We start from the raw sequence: 26,230 nt of genomic DNA on the forward strand, positions 1-26,230 counted from the left end.
GGCCGCCGTCACGGGGGACCGGGGTACCGAAGGGGCGATGCCATCGTGCGGAGCGACGCCGAGCCGCTGTTGTGGGGACTGTCCGGAGCCAGCGCTGGTTCGCTGCAAGCGCAGGCCGGGCTGCTGCTCGACGAACTGGACCGCCGGCCCGACTGGCGGCCGGCGGACGTCGGCTGGTCGCTGTCCCGCCAGATCACCGCCGACGACTGGCGGGCCGCCGTGACGGCGCAGGACACCGACGGATTCCGCCGGGCGCTGCGCGCCCTCGCCCAGGGGCGCGGTGCGCCCGGGCTGACCGAAGGCGCGCCGCGTCCCGGCGGGGTGGTGTTCGTGTTCCCCGGCCAGGGCTCGCAGTGGCCGGGGATGGCCGCCGGCCTGATGGCCACCGCCCCCGTGTTCGAGGCCCGGATGCGGGAGTGCGCCGACGCCTTCGCGCCGTTCCTCGACTGGTCGCTGCTGGACGTCGTCGGCGAGGTGCCCGGTGCGCCGTCGCTGGAGCGGACCGACGTGGTGCAGCCGGTGCTCTTCGCCGTGATGGTGTCGCTCGCCGCCCTCTGGCAGTCGTACGGGGTCGAACCGTCGGCTGTGCTCGGCCACAGCCTGGGCGAGGTGGTCAGCGCGGTGGTCGCGGATGCGCTGTCGCTCGAGGACGGTGCGCGGGTCGCCGCACTGTGGAGCCAGGCACAGGCCACCCTGGCCGGCGACGGGGCGATGGTCGCCGTGCCGCTGCCGCTCGACGAGGCGCGCCGGTGGCTCGCCGGATACCGGGGGCGGCTGGACGTGGCGGCGGTCAACGGGCCAGGGGCGGTGATCGTCTCCGGTGACGCCGACGCTGCCGCGACGCTGCTCGACGCGCTGGTCGCGGACGGGGTGAAGGCGCGTCCGATCGGTGTCGACCTGGCTGCCCATTCCGCGCACATCGACCGCATCGTGCCCCGACTGCGGAAGGTTCTGGCCCCGCTGCGCCCGCGCCCACCCCGAATGCCCTTCTACTCCTCAGTGGACGGGCATGTCCTCCCCGACGACGTGCCGCTCGACGCGGAGTACTGGTGCCGCAACCTGCGCAGCACCATCGAGTTCGAGCGGGCCACACGGTCCGCTCTCGCCGACGGCGCGGGCGTGCTGCTGGAAGTCAGCCCACACCCCGTCCTCACCGCGGCCCTCCAGTCCACCGTCGAGGCGGCCGGGGTGCGGGCGAGCGTCCGCGCCACAGTCCGGCGCGGGCAGGCGGGCCTCGGGAAGTTCGTTCGTACCCTGGGTGAGCTCTACGTCGACGGCGTCGCCCCTGACTGGACCGCCGTCTTCGCCGGCCACCACCCGGTAGCGGTGGCACTACCCGACGCGTCCGACGGCGTCCAGGCCCGGCCGGAGTCCCCGCTGCGTGCCCGGTTGGTCGGCCTGGATGTGCCGCAACAGCGGGCCCTCCTGATCGATCTGGTCTGCCAGGAGATCGCCGCGCTGCTCGGCACCACCGAGCCGGTTGCGCCGCACCTGGCGTTCCGCGAGCTGGGTTTCGACTCGGTCACCGCCCTGGAGATCCGGGCGCGGATCGGCGCGGCGGCAGGCACCACGCTGCCCGCGACCGTCGTCTTCGACCACCCCACTCCAGCCGAGCTGGCCGAGCAACTCCGGGTGACGCTTACCGGCGACGCGTCGACGGACGACGACGCCCTGCCCGCAGCGTCTGCGGACGACGGCGACCCGGTGGTGATCGTGGGCGTCGGCTGCCGCTACCCGGGAGGCGTGACGGGGCCGGCGGAGCTGTGGCGCCTGCTCGCCGCCGGTGGCGACGCGGTCTCCGCGTTTCCCGACAACCGGGGTTACGACTTCGCCGCGTCGTACGACGGTGACTCCCGTCCCGCTGGCACGTTCTACCAGAGCGAGGCCGGCTTCCTGCACGACGCCGACCTGTTCGACCCGGGCTTCTTCGGCATCAGCCCTCGTGAGGCCGCGGCGATGGACCCGCAGCAGCGGTTGCTGTTGGAAACCTCGTGGGAGGCGTTCGAGCGGGCCGGAATCGTCCCGGGCACGCTGCGGAACAGCCGCACGGGCGTCTTCGTCGGCGCGATGACGATGGACTACGGGCCCCGGATGGACGAGGGCTCCGACGTCGAGGGCTACGTCTTCACCGGCAACACGGGCAGCGTGATGTCCGGCCGGCTGGCTTACCTCTACGGGTTCGAGGGGCCAGCGGTGACCGTCGACACCGCCTGCTCGTCGTCGCTGGTGGCCCTGCACCTGGCCGTGCAGTCCGTCCGCCGGGGCGAGTGCGATCTCGCGGTGGCCGCAGGGGTGACGGTGATGTCGGGTACCGGCATGTTCGTCGAGTTCTCCCGGCAGGGTGGGCTGGCTTCCGACGGGCGGAGCAAGGCGTTCTCCGACAGCGCCGATGGCTTCGGGTTGGCCGAGGGCGTGGGCGTCCTGCTCGTGGAGCGCCTCTCGGCGGCCCGACGGCACGGACACCAGGTGCTGGCCGTCGTTCGAGGCACGGCGGTCAATCAGGACGGCGCGTCCAACGGCATGACCGCGCCGAGCGGCCGCGCGCAGCGGCGGGTGATCCGGGCGGCCCTCGCGGACGCGGGCCTCACCCCGGCCGACGTGGACGCGGTGGAGGCACACGGTACGGGAACCCGCCTGGGTGATCCGATAGAGGCGCAGGCGCTGCTGGCGACGTATGGGCAGGACCGGGAGCGTCCGCTGCTGCTCGGCTCGTTGAAGTCGAACATCGGCCACGCCCAGGCCGCCGCCGGCGTCGGCGGCGTGATCAAGATGATCGAGGCGATTCGGCACGGCGTGCTGCCCCGCACCCTGCACGTGACCCGGCCCACCACGCACGTGGACTGGTCGGCGGGGGCGGTATCGCTGCTCACCGAGGAGACGCCGTGGCCCGAGGTGGATCGGCCCCGGCGCGCCGGTGTCTCCTCGTTCGGCGTCAGCGGCACCAACGCGCACGTCGTGCTGGAGCAGGCCCCGGAGGTCGACCCGGCACCCGTGCCGACCGCCACCGTGGTAGGACCCGTACCAGTCGTACTGTCGGCGCGCGACGCCGCGGCGCTGCGCGGGCAGGCCGGTCGGCTGCACGCGTACCTCACCGCCCGGCCCGCCGCGGCATTGCCGGACGTGGCCGCCACCCTGGCCGGACGGACCCTGATGGAACACCGCGCGGTCGTGCTCGGCGCCGGTCGGGACGAGCTGCTCACCGGGCTCACCGCGCTGGTCGGGCAGGCCCCGGCACCTGGCGTGGTGACCGGCGTGGCCCGTCCCGCCGGTGCGGTCTTCGTCTTTCCCGGGCAGGGTTCGCAGTGGACCGGAATGGCCCTGGAACTGATGGAGAGCGCCCCCGTCTTCGCCGCCCGGATGCGGGAGTGTGCCACCGCACTGGCCGCGTACGCCGACTGGAACCTACTGGACGTCCTCGACGACGACGACGCACTTCGCCGGGTGGACGTCGTCCAACCGACCCTGTTCGCGGTGATGGTGTCGCTGGCGCAGCTGTGGCGCGCGTACGGCGTCGAGCCGACCGCGGTCATCGGTCACTCCCAGGGCGAGATCGCCGCGGCCTGCGTCGCGGGGGCGCTCTCCCTCGACGAGGCGGCGCGGGTGACGGTGCTGCGCAGCCGCCTGATCCGTGAGGTGCTGGCCGGTCACGGTGGGATGGTGTCGGTGCCGCTGCCGGTGGCCGAGGTTCGCCCGGCGCTGGCCGGATGGCACGGGCGGATATCGGTGGCGGCCGTGAACGGCCCCACGTCGACCGTGGTGTCGGGTGATCCGGAGTCGCTGGACGAGGTGCTGGCGCGGTGGGACCGGGCCAAGCGGATCCCGGTCGACTACGCGTCCCACTCCGCCCAGGTGGAGGCGATTCGGGACGACCTGCTGACTGCGCTGAACGGCCTCGACCCGCAGCCCGTGCGGGTGCCCTTCCGCTCGACGGTGACCGGCGAGTTCGTCGAGGGCCCGGAGCTGGACGCGACGTACTGGTACGAGAACCTGCGTGGCACCGTACGGTTCGACGAGGCGACGCGGGCCCTCGACGGGCACGTCTTCGTCGAGTGCAGCCCACATCCGGTGCTCGTTCAGGGCCTGGAAGGACCGGCGGTGGGCTCGCTGCGCCGCGGCGAGGGCGACCTCGCCCGGTTCCGCCACTCGGTCGCCGAGGCGCACGTCGCGGGTGTGGCGGTGGACTGGCACACCGTGGTCCAGGGCGGTCCGGTGGACCTGCCCACGTACGCCTTCCAGCGGCAGCGGTACTGGTTGGACTCCACCGTCTCGGCCACGCTCGACGCGACCGGCCTGGGGCTGTTCGCCGCCGAGCACCCGTTGCTCGGCGCCGCCGTGGCACTGCCCGAGTCCGGCGGGTACCTCTTCACCTCACGGATATCCCTGATCACCCACCCATGGCTGGCCGACCACGCCGTACACGATGCGGTTCTGCTGCCCGGCACCGCCTTCCTGGACATCGCCCTGCGGGCCGGAGCGCGGGTTGACGCCGAGTCGGTCGAAGAGCTGGTGCTGGCAGCGCCCCTCGTGCTTCCCGCCGATGGTGCCGGCCTGCGGCTGCAGGTGACGGTCGGAACCGCGGACGACGCCGGCCGCCGCCGGCTCACCGTGCACTCGCAGGAGGGGCGGGAGGGCGAGGACGCCGACTGGGCGCTGCACGCCACCGCCGTGCTGGCCCCCGGGCGGCCGGCGGCCGTCGCGGCGATGTCGTGGCCGCCGGCCGGCGACGAGGTCGACCTGACCAGCGCGTACGAGACGCTGCACGACAAGGGCTACCAGTACGGACCGGTGTTCCAGGGGCTGCGCCGTGTCTGGCGGCACGGCAGCGAGATCCACGCCGAGGTGAGCCTGTCCGAGGCGCACACCGCCGAGGGCTTCGGCATCCACCCCGCACTGCTCGACGCGGCCCTGCACGCGGCGGTGCTCGATGCCGACGGCCTCCCGTTCAGCTGGCACGACGTCACGCTGCACCGGACCGGTGCGACGGCCCTGCGGGTCCGGCTTGCGCCAACCCCGGTCGGGCTCTCCGTGCACGTGGCCGCCGAGGACGGCCGACCGGTGCTCACCGCCGCCGCGATGGTGCTGCGACCGGTACCCGAGGGGTTGGTGCAGCGGCGCACCGGGGTGCTCCTCGAGATGGCGCCGGTCGCCGTGCCGCGTGCGTCCGACGCGGCGCCGGTGCCGGTGACCCTCGTCGACGACGTCCCCGACCTCGCCGGCGTCCCCTCCTCCGCCGGCGCCGTGCTGCTGCGCCAGGCCCCGGTCGAGCGGGTACTGCGGGTCGTCCAGACGTGGATCGGCGAGGAACGGCCCACAGGGGCGCGGCTGTTGGTGGTTACCCGGGAGGCCGACAGCGACCTCGGCCAGGCGGCCGTGCGCGGCCTGGTGCGCTCGGCGATCTCCGAGCACCCCGACCGGATCGTCCTGGTCGACGTCGACGACCCGGAGACCGTCCCGTCGCATGTCCCGGAGATCCTGGCCGCTGGCGAGCCCGAGGTGTGGCTGCGGGCGGGTGTGCTCACCGCACCCCGTCTACGTGCCGTCACCGGCACGGTCGGTCCTGCCCCCTGGCGCTCGGACGACCGCGTCCTGATCACCGGCGGCACCGGCACGATCGGGGCGGCGGTGGCCCGCCACCTGTCGCAGACGCACGGCGTAGGCGGCTTTGTCCTGCTGTCGCGGCAGGGGCCCGCCGCTCCCGGCGCGGCGGAGCTCTGCGCGGAACTGGGGTCCGGTGCCATCGCCGTGGCGTGCGACGTGACCGACCGGGAGGCCCTCGGCGCGGTCCTCGCCGCGCACCCCGTCACCGCGGTGGTGCACGCCGCCGCGGTCCTCGACGACGCAGTGGTGGAGTCGCTGACCCCACAGCGGCTGGCAGCCGTGCACGGGCCGAAGGTCGCTGCCGCCGTCCACCTGCACGAGCTGACGCGTGACCACGACCTCACCGCGTTCGTGCTGTTCTCCTCGATCGCCGGCGTGCTGGGCACCGCTGGCCAGGGCAACTACGCGGCGGCGAACGCGGCCGTCGACGCGCTCGCCGCCGCACGGCGGGCCGCGGGGTTGCCGGCGACTTCGGTCGCCTGGGGACTGTGGGACGAGACCAGCACCATGACCGGCGAGCTGACCGCCACCGACCGGGCGCGACTGGCGCGCTCCGGAATCCTCGGCATGCCGACAGTGGACGCCCTCGCGCTCTTCGACGCCGCCGTCGCCGGTTCCTCGGCCACGGCGACCGCCGTGCGACTGGACCACGCCATGCTGCGCTCGCAGGCGGCCGCGGGAACCCTCCCCGCGGCGCTGCGCGGCCTGGTCCGGGTGCCGGTGCGGCGGGCCGTCGTGGGCGAGGTCGCCGGCGGCCGGCCGGACCTCGCGGCGCTGCCGGCCCAGGAGCGCTTCGACGTCGTTCTCCAGCTGGTACGTGATCAGGTCGCGGCCGTGCTGGGGCACGGCTCCGGTGACGCCGTCGACGCGGAGCGGGCATTCAAGGAGATGGGGTTCGACTCGCTGACCGCCGTCGAGCTCCGCAACCGGATGAACGCTGTGCTCGACGCACGGCTGCCGGCCACGCTGGTCTTCGACCACCCGACGCCGCGGGCGGTGGCCACCTTCCTGATCGCCGAGTTGGCTGGCGCCCAGCCGGCCGCGGCGGCCCCGATGGCGATCCGCGACCGCGCCGACGAGCCCATCGCCGTGGTCGGCATGAGCTGCCGTTACCCGGGCGGGGTCCGCTCGCCGGAGGAGCTGTGGCGGCTGGTCGAGTCCGGCGGGGATGCCATCGGTGACTTCCCGACCGACCGAGGCTGGGATCTGACCAACCTGTTCGACGCAGACCCGGAGCGCTCAGGTCGCAGTTACGTCCGGCAGGGCGGCTTCCTTCTGGACGCGGGCGAGTTCGATCCGGTCTTCTTCGGGATCTCCCACCGGGAGGCCACCGCCATGGACCCCCAGCAGCGGCTGCTGTTGGAAATCTCCTGGGAGGCGTTCGAGCGGGCCGGAATCGCCCCGGACACCGTCCAGGGGGAACCGGTCGGGGTGTTCGCCGGGGTGATGAACGGCGGGTACGGCGCGCAGCAGATGGCCGCGCCGGAAGGCTCCGGCGAGTTCGAGGGCTACCTGGCCAGCGGCACCGCCGTGAGCGTCGCCTCCGGTCGCGTCGCGTACACGCTGGGCCTGCAGGGGCCGGCCCTGACCGTCGACACCGCCTGCTCCTCGTCGTTGGTGGCGCTGCACCTGGCCGCCCAGGCGCTGCGTCGCGGCGAGTGCACGATGGCGCTCGCCGGCGGCGTCACCGTGATGTCCTCCCCGTCGCTGTTCGTGGAATTCAGCCGGCAGCGCGGCCTGGCACCCGACGGCCGGTGCCGGTCGTTCGCCAACGCCGCCGGCGGCACCGGCTGGGCCGAGGGTGCTGGAATGCTGCTGCTGGAGCGACTCTCCGACGCCCGGCGCAACGGCCACCGTGTGCTCGCCCTGGTCCGTGGCACCGCCGTCAACCAGGACGGTGCCTCGAACGGGCTCACCTCCCCGAACGGCCCGGCACAACAGCGGGTCATCCGGGCGGCGCTCGCCGACGCCGGTCTGGCACCGGTGGACGTGGACGCGGTGGAGGCGCACGGCACGGGGACCACGCTGGGTGATCCGATCGAGGCGCAGGCCCTGATCGCCACGTACGGAAAGGACCGGGAGCGTCCGCTGCTGCTCGGTTCGCTCAAGTCGAACATCGGTCACGCCCAGGCGGCCGCCGGTGTCGGTGGCGTGATCAAGATGATCGAGGCGATGCGGCACGGCGTCCTGCCGCGAACGCTGCACGTCGACGAGCCGACGCCACGGGTCGACTGGTCCTCAGGTGCCGTGTCCCTGCTCACCGAGCAGGTGGACTGGCCCGACGTCGGCCGGCCGCGCCGGGCCGGTGTCTCCTCCTTCGGGGTCAGCGGGACCAACGCCCACGTGGTGATCGAGCAGGCCGAGCCGGAGCTGGAGAGCGCCCCGGAAACGGACCGGAACCCGCCGTCGGTCGTGCCGTGGGTGCTCTCCGCCCGAACCGCCCCGGCGCTCGCCGCGCAGCTGGACCAGCTCACCCGGTTCGTCGCGGCGCACCCCGCCCTGGACCCGGCCGACGTCGGATACTCCCTGGTCACCAGCCGGGCGCGGATGCCGCACCGGGCGGTGGTGCTCGGCGCCGACCGGGCCGAGCTGCTCGCTGGCGTCGACGTCGTACGCGGCGACGGCGGCGCACAGCGGCGGGTGGCCTTCGTCTTCCCCGGCCAAGGCTCGCAATGGGTGGGGATGGCCCGTGAACTGGTCGACACCTCGCCGGTCTTCGCCGCCCGGATGGCGGAATGCGCCGACGCCCTCGGCGAACACGTCGACTGGGACCTGTTCGAGGTGCTCGACGACGAGGAGGCCCTGGGGCGGGTCGACGTCGTGCAGCCCGTCCTCTTTGCCGCGATGGTGTCCCTGGCCGCCCTGTGGCAGTCGTACGGGGTCGAGCCGGCCGCCGTGGTCGGCCATTCGCAGGGCGAGATCGCTGCCGCCTGCGTGGCGGGGGCACTCAGCCTGGCCGACGCCGCCCGGGTGGTGGCGCTGCGCAGTCGCGCGATCCGGCGCTCGCTCGCCGGTCACGGCGGCATGGTTTCCGTGGCGCTGCCCGTGGAGACGGCCCGCGAGCTGGTCGCACCATTCGCCGGCCGTATCGACATCGCCGCCGTCAACGGTCCTACCGCGACCGTCGTCTCGGGAGACGCCGACGTGCTGCGCGAGTTCCTGGCGCACAACGAGGGCCGGGTCATCCCGGTCGACTACGCGTCGCACTCGGCGCACGTCCAAGCCATCGAGGACGACCTGCGCGAACTCCTCGCCCCGATCACTCCGCGCCCGTCGACCGTCCCGTTCCACTCGGCGGTCACCGGCGCCCGACTGGACACCACCACCCTCGACGCCGGCTACTGGTACCGCAACCTGCGCCAGCCGGTCCGCTTCGACCTCGCCACCCGCAGCCTGCTCGACCAGGGGATCACCGCCTTCATCGAGACCAGCACCCATCCCGTGCTCACCGCCGCGGTGGCGGGCACCGCAGAGGCCGGCGAGCAGGACGTCGTGGTACTCGGCTCGCTGCGCCGCGACGAGGGCGGACTGCGCCGCTTCCTGCGTTCGGTCGCCGAGGCGTACACCCAGGGCGTGCCGGTGCGGTGGGACGACGCGTTCCCCGCGCGTGCCCACCGGGTCGACCTACCCACGTACGCGTTCCAACGCACCCACCTCTGGCTCGACGCTCCGGAGCCACCCGCCGGCAGGTCCGGGCCGGACACCTGGCGCTACCGGATCGACTGGCGGCCCATCCCGGCGACTCCCACGCCGATGCTGTCCGGCACCTGGCTGATCGTCCACGCCGACGCGGTCGCCGCGGCGTCGGTAGCCGCCGCGCTCACCGCGGTCGGCGCGTCGCCGGTCGCGGTGAGCGTCGAATCCCTCGCCGAGACCGCGGCCGCGATCCCGGACATTGCCGGGGTGCTGTCCCTGGTCGCCCTCACCGCCCCGGACCCGGTCGCGGCGACGCTCGCTCTGATCCAGGCTGACCTCCCGGCGCCGCTGTGGGTGGCGACGCGCGAAGCGGTGCACTGCGCCGAGCCGGTGGCCGACCAGGCGGCCGTGTGGGGCCTTGGCCGAGCGGCCGCGCTGGAGGCGCCGACCCGCTGGGGTGGCCTGGTCGACCTGCCCACGGAGACCAACGAGGAGTCGTACCGGCAGCTCGCCGGAGTACTCGCCGCAGGCGGCGCCGAGGACCAGGTGGCGCTGCGCGACCACCGGGTGTTCGGCCGGCGGCTCGTGCACGCCCCGCCCGCCGTTCGGGGAGAGGAGAGCTGGCGGCCCGCCGGCACCGTCCTGATCACCGGCGGTACCGGGGCGATCGGCGCGCACGTGGCCCGCCGTTTCGCGGCCCGTGGCGCAGAACACCTGGTGTTGACCGGCCGACGCGGCCCGGACGCACCCGGCGCCGCCGCATTGGCCGAAGAGTTGACTGCCCTGGGCACCCGGGTGACGATCGTGGCCTGCGACGTCGCGGACGCCGAGTCCCTGGCCGCCCTGGTCGCCTCCGTCGAGGCGGACGGCCCGATCGGCACCGTGATTCACGCGGCCGGCGTTCCGCACTGGGGTGACCTGCGGGACCTGACCCCGGCCGAGGTGGCCGAGGCGGTGGCCGGAAAGGCGGTCGGCGCGGCCAACCTGGACGCGCTCTTCGACCGCGATCTGGACGCGTTCGTCCTGATGTCGTCCAACGCCGGTGTCTGGGGCGGCAGCGGCCAGGGCGCGTACGGCGCCGGCAACGCCATGCTCGACGCACTCGCCGTACGTCGTCGCGCCCGCGGCCGGCGCGCCCTCTCGATTGCCTGGGGATCCTGGGCAGGCGACGGGATGGCGGCGGGCGAAACGGGTTCGCGGTTCGCCCGGCTGGGGTTGCGGCTGATGCGTCCCGAGGACGCCCTGAGCGCCCTGGAAGGGGCCCTCACCGACGACGAGACCTTCGTCGCCGTGGCAGACGTCGACTGGGGGCGGTTCGCCGCCACCTTCACCGTGGCACGGCCCAGCGCGTTGATCTCGGAGCTGCCCGAGGTGCGCCGGGCGCTGGCCGCGGCACCCGCCGCCCCGAGCGGGCTGGCCGCCGTGGCCGAAGCCGACCGGGGCAGGACGATGCGCGATCTGGTGCGCACGGCGGTGGCCGGGGTCCTCGGGCACGACCGGTCCACCGACATCGCCGGGCGGACGTTCAAGGACATGGGCTTCGACTCGCTGACCGCGGTCGACATCCGTACCCGGCTCTCGACGGCGACCGGGCTGAAACTGCCGAGCAGCCTGATCTTCGACCACCCCACTCCGGAGGCGCTCACCACGCACCTACTCGAACGGGTCTACGGCACCTCGGCCCGCTCCGCGGTGCTGCCGGCGGCCCGTACCTGGCAGGTCGACGAGCCGATCGCGATCGTCGGCATGAGCTGCCGCTACCCGGGTGGCGTCAGCTCCCCCGAGGACCTGTGGCGGCTGGTGGAGCAGGAGGTCGACGCCGTAGTCGACTTCCCGAGCGACCGTGGTTGGGACGTCGAGGCGCTGTACCACCCGGATCCGGACCACCCCGGCACCACCTACACCCGCCAGGGTGGCTTCCTCGCCGACGTGGCCGACTTCGACGCCGCCTTCTTCCGGATCTCGCCGCGCGAGGCGCTGGCCATGGACCCGCAGCAGCGGCTGGTCCTGGAAACCTCGTGGGAGGCGTTCGAGCGGGCCGGCCTGGACCCGACCAGGCTGCGCGGCACCGACACCGGTGTGTTCATCGGATCGAGCAGTCAGGACTACGGTCCCCGGCTGCACGAGGCGCCCGCCGGGCTCGAGGGGCACTTCCTCACCGGCAGCCTCGACGCCGTGATCTCCGGGCGGGTGGCGTACGAGCTGGGTCTGGAGGGACCCGCCATGACCATCGACACGGCGTGTTCGTCGTCGCTGGTGGCGTTGCACCTGGCGGTGCAGGCGCTGCACCGGGGCGAGTGCTCGCTTGCACTGGCCGGTGGCGTGGCGGTGCTCTCCACTCCGGGTGTCTTCCTGGAGTTCAGCCGCCAGCGCGGGCTGTCCGAGGACGGCCGTTGCCGGTCGTTCGCCGCCTCCGCTGCCGGCACGGGCTGGGCCGAAGGCGCGGGCATGGTCGTCCTTGAGCGGTTGTCGGATGCGCGGCGTAATGGGCATCAGGTGCTTGCGGTGGTGCGGGGTTCGGCGGTGAATCAGGACGGGGCGTCGAATGGTTTGACGGCGCCGAATGGTCCGGCGCAGCAGCGGGTGATTCGGGCGGCGTTGGCTGATGCGGGTGTGGCCGCGGTGGATGTGGACGCGGTGGAGGCGCATGGTACGGGGACGCGGTTGGGTGATCCGATCGAGGCGCAGGCGCTGATCGCCACGTACGGGCAGGACCGCGAGCGGCCGCTACTGCTCGGGTCACTCAAGTCCAACATCGGCCACGCCCAGGCGGCGTCCGGCGTTGGTGGTGTAATCAAGATGGTGCAGGCGATGCGCCATGGGGTGTTGCCGCGCACCCTGCACGTCGACGAGCCCACCCCGCACGTGGACTGGTCCGCCGGGGCCGTCTCCCTGCTGACCGAACGCGTGGACTGGCCGGAGCGGGAGGGCCCGCGCCGGGCTGGCGTGTCCGCGTTCGGTGTCAGCGGCACCAACGCCCACGTGATCCTCGAACACGTCCCGGTCGACGTACCGGCCGCACCCGTCACCGACGAGCCGGAGCCCGAGCTGGTGCCGGTGCCGATCTCCGCCCGTGGCGAGAAGGGCCTTCGCGCCCAGGCCGCGCAGCTGCACGACTTCGTCACCGGAAACCCCGACGTGTCCCTGTCGTCGCTCGCACTCTCCCTCGGTCTCGGCCGCTCCGGCCTGGAGGACCGGGCGGTGGTGTTGGCGGGTGGGCGTGCGGGTTTGTTGCGGGGTTTGGGTGTGGTGGCCTCGGGTGGTTCGGGGTTTGAGGTGGTCTCTGGTGCGGCGGTTGTGGGGTCGCGTTGGGCGATGGTGTTTACGGGTCAGGGTTCTCAGCGGGTGGGGATGGGTTTGCAGTTGGTGGCTGCTTTCCCGGTGTTCGCGCGGGTTTTTGAGGAGGTGGTGGCGCAGTTTGATGGGTTGTTGCCGGGTGTGTTGGGTGAGGTGATCGCGGGGGATGCGGAGGCGTTGGATCGGACGGGGTTCGCGCAGCCGGCGTTGTTCGCGGTTGAGGTGGCGTTGTTCCGGTTGTTGGAGTCGTGGGGGTTGCGGCCGGATTTTGTGGTGGGGCATTCGATTGGTGAGGTGGCGGCGGCGCATGTGGCTGGGGTGTTGTCGTTGCGTGATGCGGTGTTGTTGGTGGCGGCGCGTGCGGGGTTGATGCAGGACCTGCCGTCGGGTGGGTTGATGGTGGCGGTGCGGGCGTCGGTGGAGCAGGTGGTGCCGCTGTTGTCCGAGGGTGTGGATGTCGCGGCGGTGAATGGGCCGGAGTCGGTGGTGATTTCCGGTGATGAGGCTGCGGTGTTGGCGGTGGCGCAGCGGTGTGGTCGGTGGCGTCGGGTGCGGGCGTCGCATGCGTTTCATTCGTCGCGGATGGATCCGATGTTGGTCGGGTTCGGTGAGGTGGTGGGGGGTCTTGAGTTCCGGGCGCCGGTGATTCCGTTGGTGTCGACGGTGTTGGGGCGGTTGGTGTCGGGTTCGGAGGTGTGTGCGCCGGAGTACTGGGTGCGGCAGGTGCGGGAGACGGTGCGGTTTGCCGACGCGGTGTCGTGGCTGGTGGATGAGGGTGTGTCGGCGTTTGTGGAGGTGGGTCCGGACGGGGTGTTGTCGGCGTTGGTGTCGGCGGCGGTGTCGGTGCCGACGTTGCGTCGGGATCGTCCGGAGGTGCAGTCGTTGTTGGCGGCGGTCGCGGCGTTGCATGTGCACGGGGTGTCGCCGGACTGGTCGGTGATGTTCCCTGACGCGCCGCGGGTGGATCTGCCGACGTACGCGTTCCAACGCCACCACTACTGGCTCGACGGCAGCTGGACCGGGCAGGGAATGCTCGAAGCTCCCACCCGGCTGGCCGACTCCGACGGTGTGGTCTTCACCGGCCGGCTCTCGACTCGTCGTCTGCCGTGGATCGCCGACCACCGGGTGGCCGGGGCGGTCCTGCTGCCCGGCACTGCCTTCGTCGAGCTGGCCGTACGGGCGGCCGACGAGGTCGGCTGCACCCTGGTCGAGGAGTTGATGCTCGAGGCTCCGCTCGTCTTCCCGGGCTCCGGAACCATCGAGGTCCAGGTCACCGCAGGTGCTCCAGATGCCTCCGGTCGCCGCGTCCTCGCCGTCCACTCCCGAACCAAGGACGCGACCGGTTGGACCCGGCACGCCACCGGCGTGCTCGCCGACGACGACCGCACGCCTGCCGAGCCGATGCCCTGGCCGCCGGTGGACGCCACCGCGCTCGATCTGACGGAGATACAGGCGACCCTCACCGCCCGCGGCTACGAGTACGGCCCAGCCTTCGACGGCCTTGAGGCGGCCTGGCGCCGAGGTGACGAGTGGTACGCCGAGGTGAGCCTTCCCGCTGGCGTCACGGCGGACGGTTACGTGCTGCACCCCGCCCTGCTGGACACCGCGCTCCAGCCGCTGGTGCTCGACATGACCGGTCGTGCGCGGTTGCCCTTCGCCTGGCAGCGCGTGTCCGTCCGGACGGCGGGCGCCACCACGTTGCGGGCCCGACTCGTCCACGGCGAGGACGGCGTCTTCTCAGTCGAGGTCGCCGATGGCAACGGGCAGTCGGTGCTGACGGCCGAGTCGGTGATCATGCGGCCGCTACCCGAACACCTTGGATCGGCCAATCCGCTGCATGAGGTGGTGCCGGTGTCGGTGGTGGTGCCGGTGGTGGGTGGTGTGTCGGTGGGTGTGTGGCCGGTGCCGGGGGGTGTGGTGCCGGATGTGGTGGTGGTGTGGGCGGTTGATGTGTCGGGTGTGTTGGGGGTGTTGCGGGGTTGGTTGGTTGATGAGCGGTGTGTGGGTTCGCGTTTGGTGGTGGTGACGCGGGGTGCGTCTGTGGTGGCGGGTCAGGGTGCGGTTGCGGGTTTGGTGCGTTCGGCGGTGTCGGAGCATCCGGGTCGGTTCGTGTTGGTGGATGTGGATGCGGACGCGGATGCGGGTTCGGTGGATGTGGGTTCGTTGGCGCCGGGTTTGGTGTCGTTGGGTGAGTCGGAGTTTTGGGTTCGTGGTGGGCGGGTGTGTGTTCCGCGGTTGAGGCCGGTGGGTGCTGCGGTGGGTGCTGCGGTGTGGTCGGCGGGTGACTGTGTGTTGGTCACTGGTGGTACGGGTGCGTTGGGTGCGGTGGTGGCGCGGCATTTGGTGTTGACGCATGGGGTGTCGCGGGTGGTGTTGGTGTCGCGTCGGGGTGTGGGTGCTGATGGTGCGGCGGATGTGGTGGGGCAGTTGGGTGCGGATCGGGTGTCGGTGGTTGCGGGTGATGTGACGGATCCGGTGGTGGTGCGGGGGTTGTTGTCGCGGTTCCCGGTGTCGGCGGTGGTGCATGCCGCGGGGGTGCTGGATGACGGTGTGGTGCAGGGGTTGTCGGCGGATCGGTTGGCTTCGGTGTGGGGGCCGAAGGTGGTTGGTGCGCAGGTGTTGGATGAGTTGACGCGTGAGCGGGGGTTGTCGGCGTTTGTGGTGTTCTCGTCGGTGGCGGGGGTGCTGGGGACGGCGGGTCAGGGTGCGTATGCGGCGGCGAACGCGGGGTTGGACGCGGTGGTGCGGGCGCGTCGGGCGGCGGGTTTCCCGGCGGTGTCGGTGGCGTGGGGGTTGTGGGCTGAGTCGTCGGGGATGACGCGGTCGTTGTCGCAGCGGGATGTGGCGCGGTTGTCTCGTTCGGGGTTGGCGGTGTTGGACACGTCCGACGCTCTCACCATGCTCGACGCCGCCGTGGCGGGTCCGGGTGGTGTCTTCGTCGGTGCCCGTGTGGACCCCACCGCGCTGCGGGACCGGGAGGTTCCGCCGATCCTGCGCGACCTGGTTCGTACGCCGGTACGGCGCGCCGTGAGCACACCTGCCTCCACCGACGGGGCCGCCGTCGGTCGGTTCATCGGGCTGCCGGCCGACGAGCTGGCGGAGACGGTACTGCGGCTCGTCCGCGAGCAGGTGGCCTACGTGCTCGGGCACGAGGACGTACGGGCCGTCGATGTCACCAAGGCATTCCAGGATCTCGGCTTCGATTCGCTCACCGCCGTCGAGCTGCGCAACAAGCTCAACGGCGTGTTGGAGCTGCGGCTGCCAGCGACGCTGATCTTCGACTACCCCACGCCTGTTGCGCTCGCCGATTTTCTCCTGACCGAACTCTCCGGCCAGGGCCGGCCGACGACCGGGCCGGCGGTGCCCGCCACCCGTACTGATGAGCCGATCGCGATCGTGGGCATGGCCTGCCGCTACCCGGGTGGCGTCAGTTCGCCGGAGGAGCTGTGGCAGCTGCTGACCGAGGGCCGCGAGGGCATCACTCCCTTCCCGGACGACCGGGGCTGGGATCTGGCCAACCTCTTCGACGACGACCCGGGAAGCCACGGACACAGCTACGCGCGTACGGGCGGCTTCCTGCACGACGCCGGCTGGTTCGACGCCGGGTTCTTCGGTATCTCGCCTCGGGAGGCGTTGGCGATCGACCCGCAGCAGCGGCTGCTGTTGGAGGCGAGTTGGGAGGCGGTCGAGCGGGCGGGCCTGGATCCGGCCGCTCTGCGTGGCAGCCAGACCGGTGTCTTCACGGGCGTGATGTACGGCGACTACGGATCGCGTGTCCGGCAGGTGCCTCGTGACGTGGAGGGTTACCTGGGCAATGGCAGCGCGGGCAGCGTCGCCTCGGGCCGGGTGTCGTACACCTTCGGGTTCGAGGGTCCGGCGATGACGGTGGACACGGCGTGTTCGTCGTCGCTGGTGGCCATCCACCTGGCGGCACAGGCGCTACGTCGCGGCGAGTGCTCGCTGGCGCTGGCCGGCGGTGTGACCGTGATGCCGACGCCAGCGGTGTTCGTCGAGTTCAGCCGGCAGCGCGGCCTGGCCACCGACGGCCGGTGCAAGTCCTTCGCCGCCGCCGCTGACGGCACCAGTTGGGGCGAGGGTGTCGGCATCGTGTTGTTGGAGCGGTTGTCGGATGCGCGGCGTAATGGGCATCAGGTGCTTGCGGTGGTGCGGGGTTCGGCGGTGAATCAGGACGGGGCGTCGAATGGTTTGACGGCGCCGAATGGTCCGGCGCAGCAGCGGGTGATTCGGGCGGCGTTGGCTGATGCGGGTGTGGCCGCGGTGGATGTGGACGTGGTGGAGGCGCATGGTACGGGGACGCGGTTGGGTGATCCGATCGAGGCGCAGGCGCTGATCGCGGCGTATGGGCAGGGTCGGGAGCGGCCGCTTTATCTGGGGTCGTTGAAGTCGAATGTTGGTCACACGCAGGCTGCGGCTGGTGTGGGTGGTGTGATCAAGATGGTGCAGGCGATGCGTCATGGGGTGTTGCCGCGCACCTTGCACATTGATGAGCCGACTCCTGAGGTGGATTGGTCCGCGGGGTCGGTCGAGTTGCTCACCGAGCAGATGCCGTGGCCCGAGGTGGGCCGGCCCCGCCGCGCCGGCGTCTCCTCCTTCGGAGTCAGCGGCACCAACGCACACGTCGTGGTGGAGCAGGCACCGGAGCCGGAACCGGTCGGTGCCGCCGACTGGCCGGACACCGTCCCGGTGGTGCTCTCCGCCCGAGGGCCCGCCGCGCTGGCAGACCAGGCCGCGCGCCTGCGGTCCTTCGTGGAGTCGCACCCCGACCTGTCCCTCACCGACCTCGCCGGCGCGGCTGCCCGGTACCGGGCAGCGCTGGAGGACCGGGCGGTGGTGTTGGCGGGTGGGCGTGCGGGTTTGTTGCGGGGTTTGGGTGTGGTGGCCTCGGGTGGTTCGGGGTTTGAGGTGGTCTCTGGTGCGGCGGTTGTGGGGTCGCGTTGGGCGATGGTGTTTACGGGTCAGGGTTCTCAGCGGGTGGGGATGGGTTTGCAGTTGGTGGCTGCTTTCCCGGTGTTCGCGCGGGTTTTTGAGGAGGTGGTGGCGCAGTTTGATGGGTTGTTGCCGGGTGTGTTGGGTGAGGTGATCGCGGGGGATGCGGAGGCGTTGGATCGGACGGGGTTCGCGCAGCCGGCGTTGTTCGCGGTTGAGGTGGCGTTGTTCCGGTTGTTGGAGTCGTGGGGGTTGCGGCCGGATTTTGTGGTGGGGCATTCGATTGGTGAGGTGGCGGCGGCGCATGTGGCTGGGGTGTTGTCGTTGCGTGATGCGGTGTTGTTGGTGGCGGCGCGTGCGGGGTTGATGCAGGACCTGCCGTCGGGTGGGTTGATGGTGGCGGTGCGGGCGTCGGTGGAGCAGGTGGTGCCGCTGTTGTCCGAGGGTGTGGATGTCGCGGCGGTGAATGGGCCGGAGTCGGTGGTGATTTCCGGTGATGAGGCTGCGGTGTTGGCGGTGGCGCAGCGGTGTGGTCGGTGGCGTCGGGTGCGGGCGTCGCATGCGTTTCATTCGTCGCGGATGGATCCGATGTTGGTCGGGTTCGGTGAGGTGGTGGGGGGTCTTGAGTTCCGGGCGCCGGTGATTCCGTTGGTGTCGACGGTGTTGGGGCGGTTGGTGTCGGGTTCGGAGGTGTGTGCGCCGGAGTACTGGGTGCGGCAGGTGCGGGAGACGGTGCGGTTTGCCGACGCGGTGTCGTGGCTGGTGGATGAGGGTGTGTCGGCGTTTGTGGAGGTGGGTCCGGACGGGGTGTTGTCGGCGTTGGTGTCGGCGGCGGTGTCGGTGCCGACGTTGCGTCGGGATCGTCCGGAGGTGCAGTCGTTGTTGGCGGCGGTCGCGGCGTTGCATGTGCACGGGGTGTCGCCGGACTGGTCGGTGATGTTCCCTGACGCGCCGCGGGTGGATCTGCCGACGTACGCGTTCCAACGCCACCACTACTGGCTCGACGCGGGAGCGCCCGCCGCCAGCGACGCGGCCGGGTTCGGCCTCACCTCGACCGAGCACCCGATGCTCGGTGCGGCGGTGGCCCTTCCCGACACCGGTGGGCTGCTCTACACCTCGCGCCTCTCGCTGACGGCGCACCCGTGGCTGGCCGACCACGCCGTTGGCGGAGATGTCCTGCTGCCCGGCGCAGCCCTCGTCGAGTTGGCGATCCGCGCTGGTGACGACGTCGGATGTGGCCTGCTCGCCGACCTCACCCTGGAGGCGCCGCTGGTCGTACCGGCCACCGGCGGTGTGCGGACGCGGGTCACCGTGAGCGAGGCCGACAGCTCCGGCGCCCGCCGGGTCGCCGTCTACTCCGTCGAGGAACAGATGTCCGGCGAGGCGGCGTCGGTCCTGCACGCCAGCGGCACCTTGCGCCCGGACGCCCCGGTGGGCAGCGCCGTCGCACGGCCGTGGCAGCCGGCCGACTCCGCCGAAGTCGACGTCACCGACCTGTACGACCGGTTGGCCGGCGTCGGGCTCCACTACGGCCCCGCCTTCCATGGCGTACGGCGGGCCTGGCGGGACGGTGCCGACGTCCTGGCCGAGGTCGTGCTCGCCGAGGAGGCGTCGGGGGACGGCTACGGCATCCACCCCGCGCTGCTCGACGCGGCGCTACACACCGCCGCCTTCACCACGGACGTGACCGCTCCGAAGGTGCCGTTCACCTGGTCCGACGTGACCCTGCACGCGACCGGCGCGAGCACCGTCCGGGTCCGGCTGTCCCCGGCCGGCACGGACACCTTCTCCATGGAGGTGACCGACGCCGAGGGGCAACCCGTGCTCACCGTCGGTGAACTCGTCCTGCGGCCGGTGCCGCAACCGCCGTCCACCACGCGTACCGCCGCCCTGCATGAGGTGGTGCCGGTGTCGGTGGTGGTGCCGGTGGTGGGTGGTGTGTCGGTGGGTGTGTGGCCGGTGCCGGGGGGTGTGGTGCCGGATGTGGTGGTGGTGTGGGCGGTTGATGTGTCGGGTGTGTTGGGGGTGTTGCGGGGTTGGTTGGTTGATGAGCGGTGTGTGGGTTCGCGTTTGGTGGTGGTGACGCGGGGTGCGTCTGTGGTGGCGGGTCAGGGTGCGGTTGCGGGTTTGGTGCGTTCGGCGGTGTCGGAGCATCCGGGTCGGTTCGTGTTGGTGGATGTGGATGCGGACGCGGATGCGGGTTCGGTGGATGTGGGTTCGTTGGCGCCGGGTTTGGTGTCGTTGGGTGAGTCGGAGTTTTGGGTTCGTGGTGGGCGGGTGTGTGTTCCGCGGTTGAGGCCGGTGGGTGCTGCGGTGGGTGCTGCGGTGTGGTCGGCGGGTGACTGTGTGTTGGTCACTGGTGGTACGGGTGCGTTGGGTGCGGTGGTGGCGCGGCATTTGGTGTTGACGCATGGGGTGTCGCGGGTGGTGTTGGTGTCGCGTCGGGGTGTGGGTGCTGATGGTGCGGCGGATGTGGTGGGGCAGTTGGGTGCGGATCGGGTGTCGGTGGTTGCGGGTGATGTGACGGATCCGGTGGTGGTGCGGGGGTTGTTGTCGCGGTTCCCGGTGTCGGCGGTGGTGCATGCCGCGGGGGTGCTGGATGACGGTGTGGTGCAGGGGTTGTCGGCGGATCGGTTGGCTTCGGTGTGGGGGCCGAAGGTGGTTGGTGCGCAGGTGTTGGATGAGTTGACGCGTGAGCGGGGGTTGTCGGCGTTTGTGGTGTTCTCGTCGGTGGCGGGGGTGCTGGGGACGGCGGGTCAGGGTGCGTATGCGGCGGCGAACGCGGGGTTGGACGCGGTGGTGCGGGCGCGTCGGGCGGCGGGTTTCCCGGCGGTGTCGGTGGCGTGGGGGTTGTGGGCTGAGTCGTCGGGGATGACGCGGTCGTTGTCGCAGCGGGATGTGGCGCGGTTGTCTCGTTCGGGGTTGGCGGTGTTGGACACGTCCGACGCTCTCACCATGCTCGACGCCGCAACCTGCGTCGACGCCCCCGCCGTGGTGGCGGTTGCTCTGGACGCCGCGGCACTGAAGGAGCGGGCCACCGCTGGAACCCTCCACCCGGTGCTGCGTGACCTGGTGCGCGTACCGGTTCGACGGGCGGCTGTGCAGGCTGCCGTCGATGCCGATCGGACGTTCGCCGCGCGGCTGGCCGCACTGCCCGCCGCCGAGCGGCGCGACGCGGTCACGCAGGTCGTGCTGGAACAGGTGGCCGAAGTCCTCGGTCACGAGTCGACCCGTACGGTCGGGGCCGAGCGCGCCTTCAGGGACCTCGGCTTCGATTCGCTCACGGCCGTCGAGCTGCGCAACAAGCTCAACGGCGTGTTGGGGCTGCGGCTGCCAGCGACGCTGATCTTCGACTACCCGACCCCGGACGAGCTGGTCGGCATGCTGACGACCGAGTTGTTCGGCACCGACGAGAGCGTCGATGCCACCGAGCCGAGGGCCGTGCGCGCCGACGAGCCGATCGCCATCGTCGGAATGAGCTGCCGTTACCCGGGCGGGGTCAGTTCGCCAGAGGAGCTGTGGCGGCTGCTGGCTGAGGGGCGGGACGGCATCAAGCCGTTCCCCGACGACCGTGGCTGGGACGTCGAGGCGCTGTACCACCCGGACCCGGCCCACCCGGGTACGACGTACAGCACCAGCGGTGGATTCCTCGACCGGGTGGGCGATTTCGACGCCGGGTTCTTCGGTATCTCGCCCCGGGAGGCGCTGACCATCGACCCGCAGCAGCGGCTGCTGTTGGAGGCCAGTTGGGAGGCGGTCGAGCGGGCGGGCCTGGATCCGGCCAGTCTGCGCGGCAGCCAGACCGGTGTCTTCACGGGCGTGATGTACAACGACTACGGATCCCGCGTCCGGCAGGTGCCTCGTGACGTGGAGGGTTACCTGGGCAACGGCAGCGCGGGCAGCGTCGCCTCGGGCCGGGTGTCGTACACCTTCGGGTTCGAGGGTCCGGCGATGACGGTGGACACGGCGTGTTCGTCGTCGCTGGTGGCCATCCACCTGGCGGCACAGGCGCTACGTCGCGGCGAGTGCTCGCTGGCATTGGCCGGTGGCGTGACCGTGCTGGCCACCCCGCAGGTCTTCGTCGAATTCAGCCGCCAGCGGGCCGTCGCGGCGGACGGCCGCTGCAAGTCCTTCTCGGCGAACGCGGACGGGGCCGGCTGGTCTGAGGGTGTCGGCATCGTGTTGTTGGAGCGGTTGTCGGATGCGCGGCGTAATGGGCATCAGGTGCTTGCGGTGGTGCGGGGTTCGGCGGTGAATCAGGACGGGGCGTCGAATGGTTTGACGGCGCCGAATGGTCCGGCGCAGCAGCGGGTGATTCGGGCGGCGTTGGCTGATGCGGGTGTGGCCGCGGTGGATGTGGACGTGGTGGAGGCGCATGGTACGGGGACGCGGTTGGGTGATCCGATCGAGGCGCAGGCGCTGATCGCGGCGTATGGGCAGGGTCGGGAGCGGCCGCTTTATCTGGGGTCGTTGAAGTCGAATGTTGGTCACACGCAGGCTGCGGCTGGTGTGGGTGGTGTGATCAAGATGGTGCAGGCGATGCGTCATGGGGTGTTGCCGCGCACCTTGCACATTGATGAGCCGACTCCTGAGGTGGATTGGTCCGCGGGGTCGGTCGAGTTGCTCACCGAGCAGATGCCGTGGCCCGAGGTGGGCCGGCCCCGCCGCGCCGGCGTCTCCTCCTTCGGAGTCAGCGGCACCAACGCCCACGTGATCCTCGAGGAGGTCGTCGAGGAGCCGGCGTCGGAGCCGGTGCCCGACGCCACCGGGCCGGTCCCGCTGGTGCTCTCCGGGCGCGACGCCGAGGCGTTGCGCGGACAGGCGGAACGGCTGCTGTCACACCTCACCGCGCGGCCGGAGGCCAACCTGGGCGATGTCGCGCACTCGCTTGTCGGCCGCTCCGCGATGGAGCACCGGGCCGTGGTGCTGGGTGCTGATCGTGACGAGTTGATGGATGGGCTTGCGGCGCTGGTGGGGCAGACCCCGTCGGTCGGGCTGGTCGTCGGTGCGGCGCGGCCGGTTCGTGCGGTGTTCGTCTTTCCTGGACAGGGGTCGCAGTGGGTGGGAATGACCCAGGAGTTGCTGGAGGGTGATGCGGTTTTCGCAGCGCGGATGGCGGAGTGCGCCGCGGCGTTGAGCGGGTTGGTCGAGTGGGATCTGTTCGAAGTTCTCAGCGATGAGGCGGCGCTGCGGCGGGTGGACGTCGTGCAGCCCGTCTTGTTCGCGGTGATGGTGTCGTTGGCGGCGGTGTGGCGTGCGCGCGGTGTCGAGCCGGCGGGTGTCGTGGGGCATTCGCAGGGTGAGATCGCCGCGGCATGTGTGGCGGGTGTGTTGTCGCTGGGTGACGCGACGCGGGTGGTGGTTCTGCGGAGCCGGTTGATCGGTGAGGTGTTGGCCGGGCATGGCGGCATGGTGTCGGTGCCCTTGCCGGTGGCCGAGGTCGACGCGGTGGTGGGCCGGTGGAATGGTCGGGTGTCGGTAGCGGCGGTGAATGGGCCGGCGTCGACGGTGGTGTCCGGTGATGCGCGGGCGTTGGATGAGGTTTTGGCGTGGTGGGAGCGGGCCAAGCGGATTCCGGTTGATTACGCTTCGCATTCCGCCCAGGTGGAGTCGCTGCGTGACGATCTGGTGGCGGCGTTGGTGGATATCGTGCCGCGGGCTGCCGGAGTGCCCTTCTTCTCCACGGTGACTGGTGAGTTTGTCGATGGCACCGGTCTGGGTGCCGAGTATTGGTACGAGAACCTGCGTCGGCCGGTCCGATTCGATGAGGCGGTCAGTGCCTTCGATGGGAATGTGTTTGTCGAGTGCAGTCCGCATCCGGTGCTTGTTCCGGGGTTGGACGGGCCGGCGGTGGGTTCGTTGCGTCGAGGTGAGGGCGGTCTGATCCGGTTCCGTCATTCGCTGGCGGAGGCATGGGTCGCGGGTGTTGGTGTGGACTGGCACACGGTGGTGCGGGGCCGGCGAGTGGAACTACCGACGTACGCCTTCCAACGCCGCCGCTACTGGCTCGACGCCGGGGATTCCCTCGACGTCTCCACCGCGGGCCTGGACGCCGTGGAGCACGCCATGCTGGGTGCGGCTGTCCCGCTGGCCGGCTCCGACGGTCACGTGTTCACCGCACGGATCTCCACCCGGAGTCACCCGTGGCTCGCCGACCACAGGGTGCGCGACACGGTCCTGGTGCCCGGTACCGCGTTCGTCGAGTGGGCGGTCCGGGCCGGCGATGAGACCGGATGCCCGCTGGTGGAGGAGCTGACGATCGTGGCGCCGTTGGCGCTGACCGGGTCGGGGACGGCGCAGGTGCAGGTCGCGGTCGCGGCCGCCGATCCGTCCGGCCGCCGGTCTCTGACCGCCCACGCCCGGTTGGGGGGCGGCGACGACTGGGTCCTGCACGCCACCGGCACCCTCGCGCCGCTGGCCGAGACGCCGAGTGACGCGCTCACCGAGTGGCCGCCGGTCGGTGCCGAACCGGTGGACGTCACCGACCTGTACGACCGTCTCGCCGCCTCCGGGCTCGACTACGGACCCACCTTCCAGGGCGTACGGGCGGCGTGGCGGCGCGACGGCGAGGTCTTCGCCGAGATCGCGCCGGCGGGCGAACTGACGGTGGGCGGCTACGGCCTGCACCCGGCGCTGCTCGACGCGGCGGTGCACGCCGCGGCGCTCGGTGCGGAGCTGGGCGAGCCGAAACTGCCCTTCACCTGGAGCGGCGCTGCTCTGCACTCCACCGGCGCCACCACCTTGCGGGTGCGGATCACACCGGTCGGTGAGGACTCGTTCGCCATTCTTGCCGCCGACGCGCTCGGCGCGCCGGTCGCCACGGTCGACGCGCTGCTGGTGCGCACGATGACCGTTCCGGTGGACAGTCCGGACGAGCATCTCTACCGGCTGACGTGGTCGCAGTTGCCGGAGGTTGCCGCGACCTCCGCGCCCTCCTGGGTGTCGATCGGAGGAAGCGGTCCGGGCAACGTCGCCGACCTGACGGAGCTGGTCGCAGCGCTCGACGCGGGCGTTCCGGTACCGGCGTTGGTGTTCGCCCCGCTCGTCGGCGGGGCCGGGCCGGACCTGGCCCGCATCGCCCGGCACACCGCCGGACTGGCCCTCGACCTGGTCCAGGGCTGGCTCGCCGAGGATCGCTTCTCCGACGCTCGCCTGGTCGTGCTCACCAGGGGCGCCACCGGTGAGCGGATAGCGGACCCGGCGGCGGCCGCCGCGTGGGGTCTGGTCCGGGCGGCACAGTCGGAACACCCCGGGCGTTTCGTCCTGATGGACATCGACGCCGACCACCCGTACGACCAACTCGCCGACTCGGTGGCCGGTCACGACGAGCCGCAACTGGCCCTGCGAGGTGGGGTGACGTACGCGCCACGGCTGCTTCGGGCGACTCTCCCGGCCAACGGCGAGGGCCCGGCCTGGCAACCGGACGCGACGGTGCTGGTCACCGGCGGCACCGGCACGTTGGGTGGTGTGGTCGCTCGGCACCTGGCCGGAGTCCACGGCGTACGCCGATTCGTGCTGGCCAGCCGGCGCGGACCCGCCGCTCCCGGTGCGCACGACCTGGTGGCGGAGCTGGCGGCGCAGGGCGCCGAGGCGGTGGTGGTGGCCGCCGACCTCGGTGACCGGGACGCGGTGGCGGCGCTGCTCGACGCGTACCCGGTCGACGTGGTGGTGCACACCGCCGGCGTGCTCGACGACGGCCTCATCGGCTCGCTCGACCAGGACCGGATCGACGGCGTCTTCCGTCCCAAGGTGGACGCCGCCGTGCACCTGCACGAGCTGACCCGGGAGCGGGACCTGCGGGCGTTCGTACTCTTCTCCTCGGCGGCCGGGGTCTTCGGCACGGCGGGGCAAGGCAACTACGCCGCGGCGAACACCTTCCTCGACGCGCTGGCGGCGCACCGCCGGGCCGAGGGCCTGCCGGCGACCTCGCTGGCGTGGGGGCTGTGGCAGGAGACCAGCGACCTGACGGGTGGCCTCGCCGACCGGGACCGCAACCGGCTCGCCGGGGCGGGAGTGGTCGCCATGACCTCGACGCAGGGCCTCGCCCTGCTCGACGCCGCGGTGGCACTCGACGAACCGGCCCTGGTGCCGGTCCACCTGGACCGCGCCGCGTTGCGTAACCGGGCCCAGGCCGGCGCACTGCCGGCCCCGTTGCGAGCGCTGGTGCAGGTCAGCGCTCGGCGAGCCGCAACCGCGGAGGCAGCCCGGCACAGCCTGGTGCAGCGGATCGAGCGGCTGCCGGCCGCCCAGCGGCACCAGGTGCTCGTCTCGGCGGTGCTCGCGGAGACCGCGGCGGTACTCGGGCACCATCCGGGTGACACGGTCAAGGCCGGGCGCGACTTCAAGGAACTGGGCTTCGACTCGCTCACCGCGTTGGAGTTGCGCAACCGGTTGAACGGGGTCACCGGCCTGCGGCTGCCGGCCAGCCTGGTCTTCGACTACCCGAACCCGCGGGCGCTGGCCGAGCACCTGCTTGCCGAACTGGCGCCGGCAACGCCGGCGGCGCAGGCCGACGGCGACACCGACGTTCGGGCGACGCTGGCCAGCATCCCCCTGCAGGCGCTGCGCGACAGCGGGCTGCTCAACCAGTTGCTGAAGCTCGCCGGTCGCCAGGCGGGCGACGAGCAGCAATCCGACGACAACATCGACTCGATGGATGCGGACGCCCTGGTCGCGATGGCGCTCGGCACCGATTCCTGACGACGCCCCAGCGGAGGAACACAATGACCGATCCGGACAACCGGGTTCTCGA

At 71.8% G+C, this 26,230-nt stretch carries 1 protein-coding gene; it reads left to right on the forward strand.

The window, feature by feature from the left end:
• The first annotated feature begins 45 nt into the window (after positions 1-45).
• The gene (locus ACN269_RS00490) at positions 46-26,178 is read left to right on the forward strand and encodes an SDR family NAD(P)-dependent oxidoreductase (RefSeq protein WP_421470427.1); all 26,133 of its coding nucleotides are present in this window, start codon (positions 46-48) and stop codon (positions 26,176-26,178) included.
• The last annotated feature ends 52 nt before the right edge of the window (positions 26,179-26,230 follow it).

The sequence above is a fragment of the Micromonospora sp. WMMD736 genome (assembly GCF_049179015.1).
Lineage (GTDB): Bacteria > Actinomycetota > Actinomycetes > Mycobacteriales > Micromonosporaceae > Micromonospora.